Below are 19,301 nucleotides of genomic sequence, written 5' to 3'. Positions count from 1 at the left end.
CTCCCGAGAGTTAAATTAATAAAGCGAGTCAGGCAGCGTGAACTGGCTGAACAGACCACCGGCAAACGGGTTATGGCTGGCATCGGTATACACGCGATACGTCATCGCGCCGTTTTCCAGCGAGAAGCGCACGTCAAAGGTGTTCTCATTCACCTGAGTCAGCTGATCGCTATTGATTAAGCGGAACATCGCCCACGGCCCGCTAAAGCTCAGACTACGCGGCGAACGCTCACGATCGTCTGGCACCAGCGTCAGCTTGCTTTCGGCACCGTCACGCATACTGTTTGGCCACACCAGCGGCGTTTTCTGGCGACGACCGTGGCTGTATTCCAGCAGCTGTCCGTCCAGATTCAGCACGCTGCGGCGCTTGTTCGCCGTCAGTTCCAGCGGCTCCAGCACAAAATGCACTTCCAGGCTGCCCTGCGCATTAAACAGGGTCTGGCGGATGCGGGTAGCGCGTTCAAGCTGTTTCACCAGCTCTGCTTGCAGAGGCGATGCCATGCCTTCTTCCAGCATGCCGCTCTCCATCATCGCCTTGAGGTTGGTCTGATAGAAGCTGTCCAGCGTCCCGCCAGTCATGAAGAACATTTCCATTTCCGATAGCGGCACATCCTTGTTCGATGACGGATCGAAGGGGTAACGATCCGCCAGCTTCTCATTGAATGGCGTCACGACCTTATCCAGCCATTCCTGATTCAGCGACGACATCGCCAGCCCGGTCACCAGACTCGCGCTCTCTCCGGCTAATTGTCCTACCCAGCGATCCAGCGGCGCAGGAAGGCTGCGGGCGTATTGCTGTAAGGCGAATACCGGATCGGCAAATTTATTCCCCTGCCGGGCCTGCACCGCTTTCAACGCCGCCTGTCCCGGATCGGTCGCGTTAACGATCTGATCGAGATAGTGATAGAGATCCGTCAACTTCTGATTGACCTCTTGCACCAGCGGCCCCTGCTCACCGCGTCCGCTCAGCGCCGCATTGATGGTCATAAACGGACGACCAGTACGCGTGTTAATACTCTGCGCCGTGTCGTTATCATCATCGGACAGCTTACGGATACGGGTGTTGTCACTGACCGTAGTCAGCACGCGCTGGAAAGGCTGATCGTTGCCGGTAATATCCGTGAGAATGTCGAGCGCCTGCTCCGGCGTATCGAGCGTCTGCACATCAATGTTCGCCAGCACTTTCTGCCACTGGTTGATGTAATCCGTAATGTAGCGGTCATTCACCTGACGCAGAATTTCCCGCCGATCGGCCTCGCTGAACTGCGCACGCTCACGCTGTCCCAGCACCCAGGCGTCCAGTGCCGTCAGCTCTAACAGCGCTTTGTCCTGCTTGAGGTAATAATCACTAAAGCCGGGATACGTCAGCAGCCGAGGCACGCTGCCCGCTTTGTCATTACGCAGGGAAAACACCGGGTCAAACGTCGGCCCGACTTCGTCACGAATCGCTAAATCCGGCGGCAGCACCTGCGTCGCCTTCATCACCAGACTCTGGTAAACGCGCTGATACATCGGCAGCTTGCTCAGTTCCTGCTGGGCCAGCGTAATCGGCCCATTAAATGGCGCGAACGTGCTGATCGCTACCGCGTCTTTCTGCTCACGCGCCTTGTGCCAGTCGGTGTGCTCAAGGGCGTAATCCAGATGCTGCATCAGCTGTTCCTGCACGTTGCCCTGTCCGGGAAATGCCTTCTGCCAACGCTGCGCCATAAACTGTTCGACCAGCGCTTTATTGCGCCCTGACGCATCATCCAGCATCCGCATCACGCGCAGAATCGTCAGCTTTTGCTCACTATTGGCCGGAGCCTGATTCAGATCTTCCAGCAACCCTTGCATCACCGCCGGGAGAAAGCGCTGATTCAGCATTTGCAGATAGGTGCCTTCAACATGAGGCCCAATCTTGTCGCCCTGATACAGGCCAAGATCGGCCAGCAGCGGCGTGCGCTCGTGGTAATTACCAAAGGATAAGGTCGCATCGCGAATCAAATTCAGACGCGGCAACTGCTGATAGCCGTAGCCCTGCTGGCCTTCCAGCTCATTGGTGCCGATAAAGGCCTGCGCTTTCGTCAGGACGTTACGTCCCGCCTCTTCATTGACCCGATAGAAATGGTGCCAGCTGCCAATCAGCGCCAGACTGGCGAGCAGCATGCAGCCCACGCCGATACTCAGCCGACGTCGGCGATAGAGGCTATGCAGCCGGTTTTCCCCCGCCAGACTGGCCTCTGGGAAAATGACGTCAGGGAAGAGACGCTGCACAAAGAACGTATTGGATTCACCGCGCAGCGCAGGGTTAATCGGCTCTGGCAGTTGATAGCGGCGGGAAGCCGATTGCGCAAAGGCATCGAACGGCACCCCTTGTTGGTAGACCGAGCTGACGTAGACGCCGCGGATCAGGAACGCGCGATCCTCGCCCGTCGCTAACGTTTCCGTCAGCACTTCCATCACGTAATCTTTCACCCCAGCCAGTTGGCGAACAAACGAGAACAGCGAATTGCGCACGCTTCTGTCGGATTGCGTCAGCAGCATATCCGGCAGGTTGTCATTCAGGTGCGTGACCCACTCGTCCCAGAAGCGCTCCAGCTCTTCTAACCAGCCTTTGCTGTTGCTCGCCTGCGGCGTAAACGTCACCCCTAATACGGCCTGACGCGCCTCGCGGTTCAACTGGCGATAGACCTTATCGAAGCCGCTCAGCATATCCAGCCGGGTCAGCGCGATATATACCGGTAAGCGCGTATTGATGTTGACGGAAATCTCCTGCAAGCGGGCACGCATCACCTGCGCGTAAGCTTTGCGATCGGCGACGCCAGCCTGTGCCAGCCAGGAGATATCCAGCGTGAGCACCAGACCGTTGAGCGGCTGGCGGCGGCGGTTTTCACTGAGCCACTGCAACAGGTGCTGCCACAGTCGAGCATGACGTTGTCCGAGCGAATCGCCTTCCAGCTCGGGCTGGGCAAGTAGCTGTCCGTTTGGGTCCCAAATCACCGCGGATTCGCCGACCCAACTGCTCACCTGCTGGCCTGCCGCCACGTCTCGCAGCTCCGCATCCAGCTTCGGATTCATTTTGTTTGCCGGATTAGCGCGATGGATCAGGCTACTTTTCCCGCTGCCAGCCAGACCAATCGTCAGATACCAGGGCATCGCGTACAGCGCGCGTTTACCCAACTGGATCTGAAACGCCTCCAGCCAGCGGTCGAGAAACGTTTGCTGGCTGTCGACATACACCTGCAAGGGATCCTGTTCAATCACCTGCTGCTCATGGCGCTCCGCCCGCATCTGCTGCACGCGACGCCAGACCAGCCAGGCGCTGTAGGAAAACGCCAGCCACAGCCAAACCAGCGTGAACACCACGCGGCCCCAGATTCCCTGCAACGGACGCGACTCGCCCACCGTCAAACGCGGCCCCAGCCACCAGGCCAGAACCAACACGACGACCCACAGCAGCACGCCCAAAAGTAACCAGGAGGGTTTCAGTTTAGGTAACTGCTTGCGTAGAAAGGTTATGATTGTTTTAAACATAAGTGACCATTCACTCCGAATGTCTTATTTTTTGCGGGATGCCGCCAACCGCTCCACGCGGCTGACCATTCCCGGTTCCCATTGCATCAGGCCCAATTGTTGGCTTTCCTGCCACATGTGCTGATAGTGCTGTGCTGCCAGTGATTTCATCCCTTCTTCGGCGAGTAAATCCGCCAGTACCAACTCGGCATAAAAGCGGTCACGCGGCTCTTTCAGGCGACGCATGCGTTCATCCAATAGCTGCATCGCCGCCCCAATCCCTTTCTCATCCCGACAGGCCGCTGCCTCCGTCGCCAGATCGTCCTGCCGCGCCCCACCGCCGCCGCGAACGGGCTGACTGGACTGCAACCACTGGCTACACTTCCCAGTCAAAAAGGGCGCGCCATCGCTGAACGCCAGTTCACGCAGCTCCGGCAAGCGCTGAATAAACGCAGAAAGCTCCTCGGCAATCGCCGTCGCGACAGAAGCATGTCCCAACCGTGACGCCACCGAGGCGGACAGCATGTGACCATCAAACCAGTAAGGAGCCAGCACCAGACTTTGTTCTATGCGTTCCCACAGCGCCAAATCGGCCTGAGCCAGCGCACTTTGGTATTCATCCACGCGATCCGACGAGACGGGTGCCAGCTGGGTTTTATTCCCTTTGGACGACATCGGCGGTGTGGCAATACCGGACCAGATAGCGTGGCGGCGCAGACGGTAGCCCATCGGTGAGTCAGGATGACGCTCAACCAGCAGCGCCGCGACGTTCAGCTGCGTTTGCCGCCAGCCGCGTTCATCGGATGAGTTAATCTCCACCGAACTAACGGGCGTCGAGGCCGCGCTGGCGCTGGTTTCACTCCCGCCCGCGCCTCCACTACTGCTGGCTGCCGGAGTCGATTTTGCCGTCTGATTCGCCTGTTCCTGCGCCTGCTGCCGCTGTCTGGCACGCTTAACGCCCTGCACCAGTTCATCCATCAACGCCGCTTTGTCACTGGCCAGTTCGCCCCAGCGGGTCGCCACCTGCTCCGTCAACTGCTGTAATTGCTCCAGCTCTGCGCTGGATGCACTTTCTGCAATACGGGGCAGCGCGCTCTCAAAACGCCGAATAATCTGGATCATCAACTTCTGTTTCTGAACCGGACTGGCAGGCCACGCGGGCACCCAGTAGCTCTCCAGCCAGCTGTCCAGCAGCATCAACGCAGTAGAAAACGGTGTCGCTTTGGCCGGGTGCTGTAAGCAGCGCAATAGCTGCACCAGCACCCGCATGTCTTTGGTTTTGCTTTCCAGTAAGGTCAGGCAGTAACCCGCCACCACGTTAAGATCGACCTGGTTATGCGCCAGCGATCCGAGCTTGACCAGCTCCGTTTCAACCTTTTCCCAGAGCGGATCGTCCGGCAATACCGCCGCGCGCAACATCTCATCCGGCAACGAGGTTTGCAGGCGTTTACACCAGGGATGTGCATGCATGAACGCCTCCTTTACCAGTGGCACTGCTGACGCAGCAGCGCTAATGCGTCGCCCAGCCCGGCGAGCTCGATACGCAGCGTGTGACCGTCTGCGCCGTTAAGCACCAGCTCGCGATGCCCAATCCAGCGCTTTAACGCATCAATCGCGGGCAGGCCGCGTCCCGACTCCAGCAGCAGTCCACGATTGCGGATAAACCAGCTGTCGGACACCGTCACGCCATCCAACTGGGATGTGACGGACTCACCTGCCCAGGGTTCGCTGAGCGTTAAGCGCAAATGCGTAATATTGCTGGCGCAGCTAATCACCAGCGTATTGCCATCGGCCAGCACGCGGGTGAGCGTCATATCGCCGCTGTCTGCTTCACGTCCCAGTTGAAACGTTCCGCCCGTCGCAGCGTTATCGTTCTGTGGGGACAGCGTGCCGCTGCGTTCCGCTTCCCGCCCCAGCGCGTCATAACAGGCCAGTCGGAGTTCTGAAGCCGTCTCATTACGGCACTGTTCCCATAACGACTGCCAGGCGGGATCGGGCGTCGCAGCGGTTGCCAACAATAGGGGTGCCATCGTCAGAAACATCAATTTACCTCCAGCTTCTGGCATTTGTGGTCGAGAGTGCGTTTAGGGATATTGAGGCTATCGGCCACCAGCAGGCGATTGCCCTGAAACTGGCGCAGGCGTGCCTCAATAACAGCCGCTTCATACAGCTGCGTGGCAATACGCAAGTCGTGGATGTGCTGATAGCGATCCTGCTCTTCAGGCGGGCTGCTCATCAGCCGCTCGCGCAGTTCCGTCGGCAGCGATGCCAGAGACAGTGCCTCACCGTCCGGCGTATGCGCGCAGGCGACTTCCAGCAGATTGCGCAGTTCCCGCACATTGCCGGGAAAGTCATACGCCACCAGTTGGCGCAGGAAAGCGCGGTTCAATGGCCCAACGTGCTTTTGCTGTTTATCTGCAAATTGACCGATGAAGTGCTCGCACAGCAGACGAATATCGTCCGGCCGCTCGCGCAGCGGGGCGACCTGCAACAGACACTGGCAAAGGCGATGATAGAGATCCTGCCGAAATATGCCGTCAGACACCTGCTGTTCCAGCGGCTGATGGGTCGCAGCAATCAGGCGGAAATCGGAATGCACTTCTTTCTCCGCACCGAGGGGACGGAAGCTGTGCGTTTCCAACACCCTTAACAGCTTGGCCTGCATGGACTGCGGCATATCGCCGACTTCATCCAAAAACAGGGTTCCGCCGTTAGCCTGCTCGACCAGACCAATCTTGTTGCTTTGTGCGCCGGAGAACGCGCCTTTTTGGTAACCAAACAGCTCGCTTTCAATCAGGTTTTCCGGGATCGCCGCGCAGTTGATGGCAATAAAAGGCTTGTCGGCACGTTCGGAACACTGATGCAGCAGACGCGCGACCACATCTTTCCCTGAACCGGTTTCGCCCTGAATCAGCACCGAAAGACGGTGTTTTGCCGCCTGATAAATCTGCTGATGCAGCTCTTTAATGACGACAGATCGGCCAATCAGCGTCGTTTCCACTCGCTTTTCCTGCTCGCGGCGGCTTTGCCCTTCATCCTTAATCTGGCGAAGTGAATCTCTCAGCGCGACCTGCTCCCGTCGGGTATGCGCCAGCTCACGCAGCAGCATCAGCTGACGGCAAAACACCTGCACCAGCCGCTCGCACTCACCGCGCTGATGCAGCGTTTGCAGGCGCATCGGCGTATCCAGCAGCGCCAGCACTGCCAGCGGTTTACCACTCTCCGACAGCAGCGGCAGCGCATGCAGCCCGCAGTTCGTCCCGACAGAAACCAGCATCTGCCGGAATTCACGGTGCTCAATGCGGGCACCGCCATAGAGAGAATCCCAGGTGCGCGCCTGATTCTTATGCAGCGCATAAGCCAGCGGGTGGCTAAAGTCATCCACGCCCAGACTCAGCGCCACCGGCGTTTCATGCACTCGCCCCTGGCAGGTCAGTTGCCTGCCGCTGACATCCACCATACCCAGTAGCATCCCTTGAGGCTGCCAGGCGGCCTGCATCGTCTCCAGCAGCCAGTCGCACAGACCGGCCTCGTCATGCTGTCGGGTGAGTGCAAGCGCCAGTTCGAGGGCATGTTGCATACTCAGCCCTCAACCTCAGTCTGGAACTGGCCGGCTTCGACGCGGAAATGAATACGGCTGACAGGCTCACCCGCAGACATGCGTTGCAGCAGCTGTAGCGAGACCGGCGGCAGCAAGGCACCATCAATTACCGATTCGAGCATACGCGCGCCGTTTTCGCTGCGGTTTGCCAACCGCAGAATCTCTTCCGGCACCTCGTTCTCAATGATGACTTCCGCCCCAAAGCGCTGTTGCAGCAGAGACACCAGACGCGACAGTTTGCCTTGTACGATCTCAACCATGGTGTCATGCGCCAGCGGCAGGTAAGGGATGACTTCCATACGCGCCAGGAGTGCGGGTTTGAAGAAGGCTGCCAGCTCAGGGTAAAGCGCATCCAGCAACACATCCGACTGCTCGGCGTAGTTCACAATCGTCTGGAACCCGAGGTTGGACGTCAGGAAGAACACCACGTTGCGGCAGTCGATCACCCGGCCTTCGCCATCGGCGAGTTCACCTTTGTCAAACGCCTGATAGAACAGGTTCAGAACATCTGGGTGCGCCTTCTCCACCTCATCCAGCAGCACCACGGAATACGGCTTCTGGCGGATGGCTTCGGTCAACACGCCGCCTTCACCAAACCCGACATAGCCCGGCGGCGAACCGATCAGGCGTGAAACCGTATGTTTTTCCTGATATTCCGACATATTGATGGTGGTCAGATAGTTGCGTCCGCCAAACATCAGATCGGCAATCTGGAGCACGGTTTCCGTTTTACCTACGCCGCTCGGCCCGACCAACAGGAAAGCCCCCAGCGGACGCCCCGGACGACGAAGATCCGCACGCGCAGTCAGCAGATGTTTATGCAATTGAGCAATCGCCAACTGCTGCCCTTTAATTGAATCCCCCAGGAATTCAGGCAGGCGCGTGACGACATCCATTTCACTCTGTGAGATGCGGTTCAGCGGTACGCCGGTCCACTCGGCAATAACGGCCGCAATCTGCGTTTTATCAACGTGAGGAGAAACCAGTACCGAGGACTGTTGCAGCGCTTCCAGCGCCTGTTCGCAGGCCGCCAGTTCCGCCGCGGCTGACACCGCATCAAAATCGACAGACTGCTCTTCATCCAGCAGCGCCGTACGCAGTTCAATCACGCGCTGAACCTGTATTTTCTGCTGCTGCCAGTCGGCTTCCAGCTGTGCCAGCTGTACCACACCGGCTTCGCGGGCGTCGCGTAGTTCAGCTAATCGTTCTTCGGTATTGCCCAGACCAATACGCGCCTGACGCTCAAGCTGGGTGATTTCCATCTCCTGCTGATGCAGGCGGGTTTGTAGCTGGCTGACCGCACGCGGTGGCGTCGTCAGGTTAATCGCCACGCGCGCGCTGGCCGTATCCAGCACATCGATGGCTTTATCGGGCAGTTGGCGACCGGAGATATAGCGGGCTGACAGCTGTGCCGCCGCCTGAAGCGCATCTTCATCAATCAGGACACCGTGCGCCTTTTCATAGATGCCACGCAGCCCACGCAGGATAACCGTGGCTTCTTCCGCATTCGGTTCACCGACTTTGACGAGCTGGAAACGGCGGGAAAGCGCGGCGTCCTTCTCGACGTATTTTTTGTATTCGCTCCAGGTCGTGGCCGCGATGGTGCGCAGTTCACCGCGCGCCAGTGCAGGCTTGAGCAGGTTGGAAACGTCCAGCCCACCGGCCTGATTGCCTGCCCCGATGAGCGTATGTGCTTCATCGATAAACAGAATGATAGGGCGCGGTGAATCTTTCACTTCCTGCATCACGCCTTTGAAGCGTTTCTCAAATTCGCCTTTCACCGAGGCACCGGCCTGCATCGCTCCCAAATCGAGCGTAAGCAGTTCCACATCCCGCAGTCTTTCCGGCACGGCACCGGCCACGATACGCAGCGCCAGCCCTTCGATCAGCGCACTTTTACCGACGCCCGCTTCCCCGACCACAATCGGGTTGTTTTTACGACGACGGGAGAGAATGTCGATCATCAGATCGATTTCATGGTCGCGGCACAGCACCGGATCCAGTTGCCCCTGCCGGGCGGATTCCGTCACGTTTTGGGTATAGCGAGAGAGCTGCGTGTTCGCCGCAGCAGCCTGTTCGGCCGTGGCAGACTGCACCGCGACTTCCGTTTCCACCGAATCCTTCACCCACTCATCAAACTGCTGGCGTAAAAGCTCACGGTTAATCTGCGCCAGCGGGCGGGATACTGCGCCAGCCACATAGCGATTGGGCGTCATCAGCAGAACCAGCAGCAAGATGCCGCTACGCAGGCGTGAATGTTGGAATTCAGCCGAGGCCAGCAGCCAGCTATCCTGTAACCACTCCACCAGCAGAGGGGAGAATGAGGGATAGCCTGCGTCAAACTCTTTATCCATGGAGGAAGGTAACAGCAGCGAAGACAGCTCATCCGCATCCACGCCTGCACGCTTGAGGATCTGACGCACATCGCACAGTGGCGTTTCCAGCATTTTCAGCAACAGGTGCTCAATACGGATTTCCGCACCCTGATGTTGAATACAGAGTGCCGCCGCTTCTTCCAGCATATGACGGCACACGGGGTTGAGTCGTTCAACCAGTGTCGGCAGTTCAATTCGAATCACGGTGTAGCTCCTGTTATTGTAATAATTCTCCCAGCTGACGCAGTACGTCCTGGGTTTGATGAGTTAGCTGATAGCGGTACAGGCCGAAGGCGGCCACCAAAACAACACACACGCCGACAAATAGCGTGCGTAATGACACCTGTCTGCGCAGGTGGTAGCGCGAGGCCTGTTGCCCCAGATTCAAGTGGAAGACCGTCGGGGAATTCGCCGGCTCAGGGCGCAGGGTGTCGTGCAGCTTGTTCACGACGCGATTGAGTTCCTCACGCCCCTGGGTCATCACCCGATAGCGCCCTTCAAAACCCAGACAGAGGCAGAGGTAGATAAATTCCAGAATGTCGCGATAGCGGGTTGGGTCGTCCAGTAACTTCTCCAGCAGGACAAATACCTTTTCGCCGCCCCAGGTCTCATTGTGAAAACGGGTCAGCAGAGAATGGGCCGACCACATACTCTGCCCGCCCCACTCCCGTCCCATCACGGCTTCATCAATGAAGGTGCAGAGGATGTAGCGGAACGACAAGATCACGCCGTTTTCGTAGCCATGAGAGTGTAATTCCTGCTCGATAGCCTGAATTTCAGATACCACACGCTGATACAGATCTTCCACGCCCTCATAAGCAGAGAGCTGGCGCACCCGCTCTACCATGCCCAGCAGCGGCGTGACCGCATCCACCATCGGATTAATGCTTTGTCCACGCAGGCGGAACCAGTAGTCGGAGTCCATATCCAGCTGGCGGGCGTGGTCAAAAAGCAGATCGCCCAGTTGATCGTTTTTAATAACCTCGATGCTCATCTTTTCCTCTCCTTACTACTGCCCACGGATGGCCCAAAGCTGCATATCCAGTTCCGGGAATTCGCCAGCAATGTGGAACGCCAGCGTGTTGCCAGATACCAGCACCTGCCAGGCGGGGCTTTGTCTATCCAGTTGGAAATAGCTGTAGCCCGCGTGATAAGGCAGCTGACGCGGCGCAACCGGCAGCGGCAGCAGCGGGATACCCGGCAGTTGCAGGCTGATCAGTTCGCGGATCTTCTCGCTGGAGGCGATCTTCGTTTGTTGCAGCAGCTGTTTACGCAGATGCTCCTGCGGCATACGCGCACGCACCGCCAGTACAAACTCGGCGTTGGCCATCAGTTCCGCATCGCCAACCATCGCCACCATCACGCCATACGGCTGTTTCTTCAGTTGGATGGAGACGGCGCGCGGCGACAGCACGGTGCTCAGCGCCTGACGCAACGACATCATCAGCGGCTCAAAGCTGGCCTGCTGGTGTTCGTGACGATAGGCGGGGAATTCAGGCGGCAGACGCGACTCATCGGTAAACGTCATCAGCTCGCCACACAGCTCAACCAGCGTTTCGTGCAGGCGTTCAGGGTGTAGCGTGCCAAGGCGTGCCAGATGCGACAGTTTGGGCTGCGCACGGTTAAGCAATTGCAGCATCATAAATTCGGCCACGTCCGCGACGCCCTGCTGTCCCGGTGCAGCAATACGCTGCGCCAGACTGCGCGCGCGTTCCGCCACCAGACCGGCGGATTCCCCCAGAAAGCGTTTTAGGGTGGGGATCGCGGTGACGCTGATACTGCACGGCATAAAATTCGGATCCAGAATCAAGCCGCCGTCGGGGCGTTTATCCAGAATGTTGGCAATCGCCAGCGAGGCATAGGCGCTGCGATCGTCACGATCGAGCATCAGGCGCAGGCTAACCTTACCGACTTCCAGAGAAACGATATCGCCGCCGTCGCTGTGCAGGTCGCGCACGTCATGCCGGTGCGATTGCAGGCGGCTGGCGATCCCCTGCCCCGGCTGACCGACTTCACTGACGCCATTTACCGCCAGCGGCAGCGCCAGATACACTTTCTGGTTTGCCAGCGCGACGTCGGTAATCTCCAGCGGCAGCGGCAGCGCATCGTCGCCTGGAATATTGAACACGGTGCCGTCAGGCATCACCCCGCTGGCGTTAACCAGCGCGATGCGGCCAAAATTGAGGTATTCCTCATTAATCGCCAGCGACTGCAAGCCATAGAAATAGTCACTGAGGGCGCTGAGACGCGCGTGCAGTGCGTAATCGGTGTGTCTTTGCTGTTGTTGAAAATGCTGCGGTTTAATGAACAGACCTTCCCGCCAGATAATGCGATTGCGACTCGACATAGTTATTCTTCTTCTTGGTCTTTTTTGATTTCGACTTCATCCCTGCGCAGGTGCACGAGGATCTGATACGTCTGCCCGGTATTCTTTAGCTTGATGACTTTGCGCCACTCTGCGCTTTCCGAATCGGCATAGCGCGCCACCACACCGAGGTAGTGCACTTTTTCATCCAGCGCTTCGGGCGGCAGATATTTGAACTGCCCCGGCAGCAGCGTGTAGTCCTGATGATTGATGTAATTCTTGGCTAATGCCTTTTCGATATCCGTCGTGATTTGGTCGTAATCGGTGGCTAACAGACGCGAATCCTCCGCCAACAGCACCAGTTGGAATTCGATAGGCGCGGCTTCACCGCTGTCATTCGGGTTAACGTCCGGTTCCGCCAGCAGGCTAAATCCCACGGTAGAAGGCTGATGATTATTACTGCCTACCTGAATGTCGGGATTCGCCGCCACCTGCGCCATCTTGCCCAGCGTGGTACACCCCGACAGCAGGAACATCAGGGAACATAAGCACAGAGCCCGCAGCATTATTTTTGCTCCTGCTGTTGACGCACGGAACGGTCATACGCCTGCGCATACACCTGATGGAACAGTTTCTGGAAACCCTGCTGGCGCGGCGACGTTAATTCGCGGTAGTAGTGCTGATACATCTGCCATGCCCAGCCGTCATCGGCCGCCAGTGGTTCGCCACTGCGGCGATAGTGCTCAAAGCGGCTGAGCAGCGCGGCAGGCGAGAAGGCCTGAAGAATATTTTCCAACGCTACGGCAATCGCTTGCTGGTTCGCGATGTGGTGCACCCGCACATTGTTCAACACCTCTTCCACGGCGGCAGGCGCAGACAGGTGCACCGGGCTTTTCCCTTCGGCAAACAGCACCGACAGCGTATCCGCATAGCCCAGCCCCAGACGCAGCGGGTTATCTTCAATCGGGCGTAAATGCGTGTCCGCCATGGCCGCCTGCTCCGTCTGCAATGCCAGCAGGCCTTCCACCATCGCGCGCAGGCTTTTCCCCATTTCTTCCAGCATTTCGCGCAGTCGTGCATCATCACCCGGCTGAAGCGACAGCCCCAGCCCGCGCATCAGCGGTGCCAGTGAGGTGCCATCGCTGTAGCCCTCCAGCCCTTCTCCCGCGTACGGTGTGTTGATGGTCGGTAATTCCACAAATTTCTGATCCATGGTGTCCTCAGCAGAAGAAAAAGAAGAAAGAGAGGTCGTGAGCGATGCACCGGCCGTCTCACTGTCTGATGGCAAGAGTGGCTGGCTCTGCTCTTTCTGTAGTGCCCACAGCGGGTCATTCAGCACCACCGTGGGATCGGCCAGATCCGTTGAGCGCTTTTTTTTATCTTCCGTTAACCAGCCACCCAGCACATCGACCGTGCCCTGCCCTAATACCTGATCGATATCCTGTTCCGTGGTGGGATCGCCGATATAAACGCCCAGCCGGAAAGGCCCGATAACCAGCTCATCGCCGTGCGACAAAATGACTTTGCGATCGCGCCCAATCGGCGACAGCGATCCGTTAATAAAAGACTGACCGCTCAGATCGCACAGGCTGAAATAGCCGTCGGTCATGTCGATACGGGCGTGCGCCGGCACCACGGAGCCCAGTCGATCCCGCAGTTGCCACTGGTCTTTTTCCGACGCGCCCAGCGTGCCACCACGGTGATCGAACTGGTGCTGCACCTGAGAATTGATATCGAGCTGCTCACTGTTGAGCACAACCAACGTGAGTGGATGGGTTACGTTCACATTTACTCCTGCACACAAATCGTCACATAGGGATCCGCGGGCGGCTGCCCGAGAAAGCTGCTCCATCCCAACCGGCTGCTTTGCTCACTGCCCAGACTTAAGCCCTTGGCTTCGCCTTCCGCAAAACCCAGACGCAGATCCCAGGCCAACTGATCGCGAAGAATGAAAGAGACAAAACGCACCAGCGGCTGAAAATGCTCGCCGTTGGGCAAGAAGCTGAGAAAGCGGCTAAAGCTGAGATTGCCGACCTTGAGCAAAAACTTGCCGGCGCAGTCATTCACTTTGTCGCCGATAACAAAATCGCCGCCCAACATCATGTTTCCTTTGCCCAGGCGGTTCTGCTGCCCTTCGTGAATGGGCACGCGACGGTGCTGCCAGGCCAGGACAGCCACGTCATCCAGATCAAAACAGTGAATAACCAAGCCCGCGACCACTTCCGGGGAGCGGCTGGGGCTGGCGAGCACCCCGGCGTAGGAAAGCATCTTGGCGCGGTTAACCGGCAGGCTGTCGCGTACGGCGTCATTCCCTAACCCCACCAGCGCAAACATCAGGCGGGAGAATCCATCCTCACCCTCATTTTGAAAGCGGACGTGATAGCGGTATTTGCGCCATGCGCGGTGCAGCAGCGTAAGTAAGCGGTGATGAAAGAAGTCGAGAAACACGCCCAGCTTCTGTTCGCCCTGCGCGTATTCCCAGGCCAGCTCTTCGAGGTAATAACCGGGCATCGGTGACTGACTGCCGTGCAGGCCAAGAAACGCGACTTCCAGCTCCTGACGGCCATCTTCATCACGTCCCACCTGCAAGATATCGCTCGGGTGAAAACCGATGGAGGCCGTAGAGCGAAAGCGCAGGCGTTCCTGTTCAGGGCGGAAATCCAGCTCTTGTTCCAGATCCACGCCTTCCAGTTGGTTAAGTAACTCCACCAGTTGGAAAAAATTAAAGCGTGAGACATCCTGACGGAACGTCACATCATTGAGTGTTGACCTATCTGTACCGGCCATCGGTAGCGCTCCTTGTTATCGATGTTGACCACTTCCAACAGGTGGAAAGCGTTGACGCTGGCGTATAGCGAGAAGAAGTGCGCCAGCACCGTACTAAACAGATAGAGTTCTCCTTCACTGGAAAACGCGGATTGCCGTACTGACAGGATGGATTTCAAGCCGCGAACCGGCATCCCCTGCACCAGACGGTCGATAGGCGTGGTTTCGATAGATTCGATCCCTGCCAGACGCTTACGCGAGGCCTGTTCCGCCTGCTTGTCGTGCAGCGCCGGGAAATCATAAGTACGCAGGATCTGCACCAGCGCATCGCGCCGCAGCAGCGACACATAGTTCAGAGACAAGTTGGAGATCAGCGTCCAGTGCAAGCTGCCATCCATAGCAGGCCGCAGCGGTCGCGTCGGCCGCACCAGATTGCGAAACGTCGCGAAAGACGGCGAATTGCCGGTTGGCACGCAGATCGACCCAACAGGCAATTTCGCCGCACGCGATCGGTTGGTACAGGTCAGCGTGACCGAGATGGATTCATCCAAATCAATCACTTCCTGCTCATCACCACGCACAAAAGAAAGCATGTGATCAAACCCGTTGCCATTGACCGCTTCTCTTACCCGAATACGGTAATAGAGCGCGAGCCGTCCTTTGGCACGCTCGATTTGGTGCTGAAAGCTCTCAAACGGCTGATAGGTGCGTGGAATCCCCCGAGCACGGCCTGAATTCCCTTCAACCCAGCCTTCAACCTTATCCACAGAGAAGATTTCAAAGCTATCGGCGTTGCGGTAGCTGGCTTTCAGCGGGTAATCCGTCTGGCGTCCGCTGAGGTTGATCGGCTCGCTATCATGCTGGAAGAGATTGATTGCCGGCACGCAGTTGAGCATGAACGAATCAGGACGGATCTTCAGTTCCGCCGGCAGCGGGCGGTCAAAGCAAAAATGCAGACGGAATTCCGTTACCGTCAGCGGGAGCTCCGGCCATACCGCGTCCGCGAGCTGGAAAAAGAGAAAACTTTCAGGAAAACAAAAGTATTCCTGCAGGATACGGTAGCCGGAATAGACATTGCCGGGATACGGCAATAGCGCATCTTCCCGCTCAAAGCCGACCGTTTTCAGCACGCTGGCTTCCTGACGGAAGCGCTGACCATCGACTTCCAGCTCAATGTGCGACAGTTGGCTGGCAATCCAGAAATAGAGTTCGTAAGCCGTATAGGTATCACCGCCCAGATAAAAGCGCAGCTTGTCGAGTTGTAGATCGCTTAGCGATAGCGGGCCATGCAACCCAATATCCAGCGTGATGGTGGAAAGATCGTTGCCGCTCTGTACCTTGATCTCACGGATATCCGCAGGATAAATCCAGGCATCGTGGCAGGTCTGAAAATGGCACACCACATCATCAATCGGCAGACTATCAAGCTCACAGCCGCGCTCAACAAACGCGGGCTGGGCAATCGCGCCGGGGAGTACCGAAAACTGCATAATCGTCATGCTCGGTACGGGGCGCAGGTAATTAGGCCACAGCATGCCCAGCAGACCGTGTGTCAGTTCCGGAAACTCATCCTCGATCTTCGCCCGCAGGCTCCCTGTCAAAAAGGCGAACCCTTCCAGCAGACGCTCGACGTCTGGATCCGTGGTTTGTTCTGACAAAAATCGGGTAAGCTCAGGGTGCGCCTTGGCGAATTCACGCCCTTGCAGGCGCAAGTAGGTCAGCTCATCCCTGAAAAAATGTTCCAGTGACATAATCAGATCATTCTGTAGTGGCGGTGGCTATCCATATGGATATTGAAAGAGGCAACCTGCTCCAGATCTTCCAATCTGACCCGGGCGGTAACCTGAAACGACATCTCCATCGGATTCGATAAATAGTCCGATGTGTCGACATCCACATGAACAATTCGCGGTTCAAAGCGACAGATACACTGTCGGATCGCCTCCCGGATTTTCCCTCGAATGTCCGCCCCACCCTGCGTCGCGTCATTAAAATCAATCACGCCAAGCTCAGGTGCGCTGCGGCAATTTCCGGGCCGGGTGTTGAGCACATTGTCCAATTGACGCTTAACGGACTCGATCAGTGCTTCAACTTCCGTTTCAGGGGAGGAGCGACGCTCCTCCCCACGGATACGATCAAACAGACTTGCCGCGTTTCCCCTTTCCCAGGCAGAAAGAGACGGCATAAGTCTTATTCCTTATCCAAACGCCCTACCAGCGACAGCTCAAAGTTCGCCCCCATGTACTTGAAGTGCGGGCGCACAGACATAGTGACCTGATACCAACCTGGTTCCCCTTCTACATCCAGCACTTTGATTTGTGCGGCACGCAGAGGACGACGGCTACGAACATCTGCCGGCGGGTTTTCCTGATCGGCGATGTACTGTTTAATCCAGGTATTCAACTCACGCTCAAGATCCTGACGCTCTTTCCATGAACCAATCTGTTCACGCTGCAGCACTTTGATGTAGTGCGCCAGACGGTTGATGATGAACATGTACGGCAGTTGCGTACCCAGCTTGTAGTTGGTTTCCGCTTCTTTGCCTTCTTTGGTATTTGGGAACACCTTCGGCTTCTGCACCGAGTTAGCCGAGAAGAAGGCCGCATTGTCGCTGTCTTTACGCATCGTCAGCGTGATAAAGCCTTCTTCGGCCATTTCATATTCGCGACGATCGGTGATCAGGACTTCAGTCGGGATCTTGGCCTGAAGTTGGCCCATGGCTTCATACACATGCACGGGCAGATCGGTAATCGCACCGCCGCTCTGCGGGCCAATGATGTTCGGACACCAGCGATATTTCGCGAAGCTGTCCGTCAACGCCGTTCCCATCAGATAGGCGGTATTGCCCCACAGATAGTGTTCGTGATTGGTGCTGATATCTTCCTTGTAGTTGAAGCCCTTAATCGGGTTCTCTACCGGGTCATAAGGCAGGCGAGCCAGGAAGCGCGGTGCCGTCAGCCCCAGATAGCGACCATCTTCGGACTCACGCAGCGAACGCCATTTCGTGTAGGCCGGGCCTTCGAAAACGGATTTCAGATCTTTGATGGAAGGCAGATCGGTGAAGCGATCCACGCCAAAGAAGGTCGGAGCAACGGAAGAGATGAACGGCGCATGCGCCATCGCACCCACGGCGCTGACATACTGCATCAGCTTGATATCTGGTGAACTTTGCGTCAGCGCATAGTCACCGATTACGCCACCGATAGGCTGACCGCCGAACTGGCCGTAGCCGCTGGAATACACGTGCTTATAGAAACCAGACTGTGAGATTTCAGGCGCGAATTCGAAATCTTCCAACAGCTCTTCTTTCGTCGCATGCAACACCAACAGTTTGATGTTTTCGCGGAAATCGGTGCGATCGATAAGCAGTTTCATCGAACGCCAGGAAGATTCCAGTTCCTGTAATTCTTTCGCATGCAGAATAACGTCAATCTGCTTGCTGAGCTTTTTGTCCAGTTCGACGATCATGCTATCGACCAGCGCTTTGTTCACGGGTTCTGCTGCATTACCGCTATCAAGAATGTTAGCGACCAGCGCGGCAATGCCCTGTTTAGCAACGCTGTAGCCTTCATCAACCGGGCTGATACGCGCTTGAGCCATGATGTCATCAAGCAGCGATCCAGAAGCATTGGCGGCTCCTGCCTGAACCTGTTCTTCAACTATTGACATATTCGTTTCCCTATTTCGTCAATATACTCGTCATACTTCAAGCTGCATGTGCGTTGGCTTCGTTCACTCACCCGAATCACTTACCTGAGTAAGCTCATCGGGATTCCCTCTCTTGCCGCCTTCATGCAACTCGAATTATTTAGTGTATGAACATCAATTATTCGGCGGGTTTGACCAGATCGAGCTCTTTCAAAAGCTGCTCTCTGGCTTCTTCGCTGGACAACAGATCCTGCAAACGATTACGGAATGAGGGAATATTGCCGAGGGGGCCTTTCAGCGCCACCAGTGCTTCACGTAAATCAAGCAGCTTACGTAATTCAGGCACCTGTTGGGCAATGCGGTCAGGGGAGAAATCATTCAGACCGCCGATGCTCAATTTCACTGGCAGGTCGTCCTGACTTTCTTCTTCAAGGCGGTTTGGCACACTGAAATTCAATTCCAGATTTGCTTCTTTCATCACTGAGGTAAAGTTGTTCTTATCGATCGATACGGTCTGACGTTCTTCGATCGGCGTTTCCTCTGTGCGCCCTTTCATATTTCCCACGATCATCAGCGTCAACGGCAATTCTATTTCCGCCTGCTGACCACCAGTGGCCGGAACATATTTGATATTAATACGTTCCTTTGGTGCGACAGATGCACCATCAGTTCCTTTTGCCATGTGTCTATACCAACGTAAGGGCACTCGGGCCCGGAGAAGTAAAGTCGATTCCTACCAAAAGCCCGCCATAGTCCATAAGAACGGCAGCAATTCGGCAAACAAATATCCCCGTCATACTTCAAGTTGCATGTACGTTGGCTGCGTTCAGTCACCCGAATCACTTACCTGAGTAAGCTCATCGGGATTCCTTCTCTTGCCGCCTTCCTGAAACTCGAATTATTTAGGGTATAGCGTATTTGTTTTTCGACCAGCGAGATGAAATAAATTAAAAACCGAATTAAAAAGCATAATAAAACCGTAATGTTACGGCTTATATCGGCGTAAAAAGAATCACACCAAGAAGGAATTAAATACATTTATATTTTGAGTTTGGATCATACACACAACACAAACGCACGGTCAATGCTTATATAGCAGAGCAACTAAACGGAA

General features: G+C 56.5%; 14 protein-coding genes. All 14 read right to left on the bottom strand.

Going from position 1 to position 19,301, the window contains the following annotated elements; all coding sequences use genetic code 11:
- Positions 1-15: 15 nt before the first annotated feature.
- Complete coding sequence (tssM, locus tag MYB54_RS04820) at positions 16-3,513, bottom strand: type VI secretion system membrane subunit TssM (RefSeq protein ID WP_248721582.1); 3,498 nt, start codon at positions 3,511-3,513, stop codon at positions 16-18.
- A gap of 24 nt (positions 3,514-3,537) precedes the next feature.
- Entirely contained in the window at positions 3,538-4,962 is a 1,425-nt protein-coding gene (gene tssA / locus MYB54_RS04815) for a type VI secretion system protein TssA (protein ID WP_248721581.1), read from the bottom strand.
- A gap of 11 nt (positions 4,963-4,973) precedes the next feature.
- On the bottom strand, positions 4,974-5,534 hold the full coding sequence (vasI, locus tag MYB54_RS04810) for a type VI secretion system-associated protein VasI (protein WP_248721580.1): 561 nt from the start codon (positions 5,532-5,534) through the stop codon (positions 4,974-4,976).
- Complete coding sequence (locus tag MYB54_RS04805; protein WP_248721579.1) at positions 5,534-7,072, bottom strand: sigma-54 interaction domain-containing protein; 1,539 nt, start codon at positions 7,070-7,072, stop codon at positions 5,534-5,536. Before MYB54_RS04805 ends, vasI begins: the two co-directional genes overlap by 1 nt.
- Positions 7,073-7,074: 2 nt before the next feature.
- Positions 7,075-9,672: a type VI secretion system ATPase TssH gene (gene tssH / locus MYB54_RS04800; RefSeq protein ID WP_248721578.1), complete on the bottom strand. Its 2,598-nt coding sequence runs from the start codon at positions 9,670-9,672 to the stop codon at positions 7,075-7,077.
- Between the two features lie 13 nt (positions 9,673-9,685).
- Positions 9,686-10,462, bottom strand: a complete 777-nt coding sequence (gene icmH / locus MYB54_RS04795) for a type IVB secretion system protein IcmH/DotU (protein ID WP_248721577.1) — start codon at positions 10,460-10,462, stop codon at positions 9,686-9,688.
- Between the two features lie 15 nt (positions 10,463-10,477).
- Positions 10,478-11,815, bottom strand: a complete 1,338-nt coding sequence (tssK, locus tag MYB54_RS04790) for a type VI secretion system baseplate subunit TssK (protein ID WP_248721576.1) — start codon at positions 11,813-11,815, stop codon at positions 10,478-10,480.
- A gap of 2 nt (positions 11,816-11,817) precedes the next feature.
- Positions 11,818-12,339 (bottom strand): type VI secretion system lipoprotein TssJ, encoded by a 522-nt coding sequence (gene tssJ, locus MYB54_RS04785; RefSeq protein WP_010282515.1) that lies wholly within the window; start codon positions 12,337-12,339, stop codon positions 11,818-11,820.
- Complete coding sequence (gene tagH, locus MYB54_RS04780; protein WP_039276625.1) at positions 12,339-13,559, bottom strand: type VI secretion system-associated FHA domain protein TagH; 1,221 nt, start codon at positions 13,557-13,559, stop codon at positions 12,339-12,341. The genes tssJ and tagH overlap by 1 nt, the downstream gene beginning before the upstream one ends.
- A 2-nt stretch (positions 13,560-13,561) precedes the next feature.
- Complete coding sequence (gene tssG / locus MYB54_RS04775; RefSeq protein ID WP_014916355.1) at positions 13,562-14,560, bottom strand: type VI secretion system baseplate subunit TssG; 999 nt, start codon at positions 14,558-14,560, stop codon at positions 13,562-13,564.
- Positions 14,524-16,290 carry a type VI secretion system baseplate subunit TssF gene (gene tssF, locus MYB54_RS04770; RefSeq protein WP_039467471.1) on the bottom strand — a complete coding sequence of 589 codons (1,767 nt, stop codon included), beginning with the start codon at positions 16,288-16,290 and terminating at the stop codon, positions 14,524-14,526. Before tssF ends, tssG begins: the two co-directional genes overlap by 37 nt.
- Before the next feature lie 2 nt (positions 16,291-16,292).
- Positions 16,293-16,724: a type VI secretion system baseplate subunit TssE gene (tssE, locus tag MYB54_RS04765; protein ID WP_005972060.1), complete on the bottom strand. Its 432-nt coding sequence runs from the start codon at positions 16,722-16,724 to the stop codon at positions 16,293-16,295.
- Positions 16,725-16,729: 5 nt separating this feature from the next.
- Complete coding sequence (gene tssC, locus MYB54_RS04760; RefSeq protein WP_248721575.1) at positions 16,730-18,208, bottom strand: type VI secretion system contractile sheath large subunit; 1,479 nt, start codon at positions 18,206-18,208, stop codon at positions 16,730-16,732.
- 157 nt (positions 18,209-18,365) lie between these two features.
- Positions 18,366-18,869 carry a type VI secretion system contractile sheath small subunit gene (gene tssB / locus MYB54_RS04755; protein WP_010282535.1) on the bottom strand — a complete coding sequence of 168 codons (504 nt, stop codon included), beginning with the start codon at positions 18,867-18,869 and terminating at the stop codon, positions 18,366-18,368.
- Positions 18,870-19,301 lie beyond the last annotated feature (432 nt).

The sequence above is a fragment of the Pectobacterium nicotianae genome, from assembly GCF_023272715.1.
GTDB classification, from domain to species: Bacteria; Pseudomonadota; Gammaproteobacteria; order Enterobacterales; family Enterobacteriaceae; genus Pectobacterium; species Pectobacterium brasiliense.
Note: the sequence above shows the minus strand (reverse complement) of the source record. Positions and strands in the feature narration are given on the sequence as shown.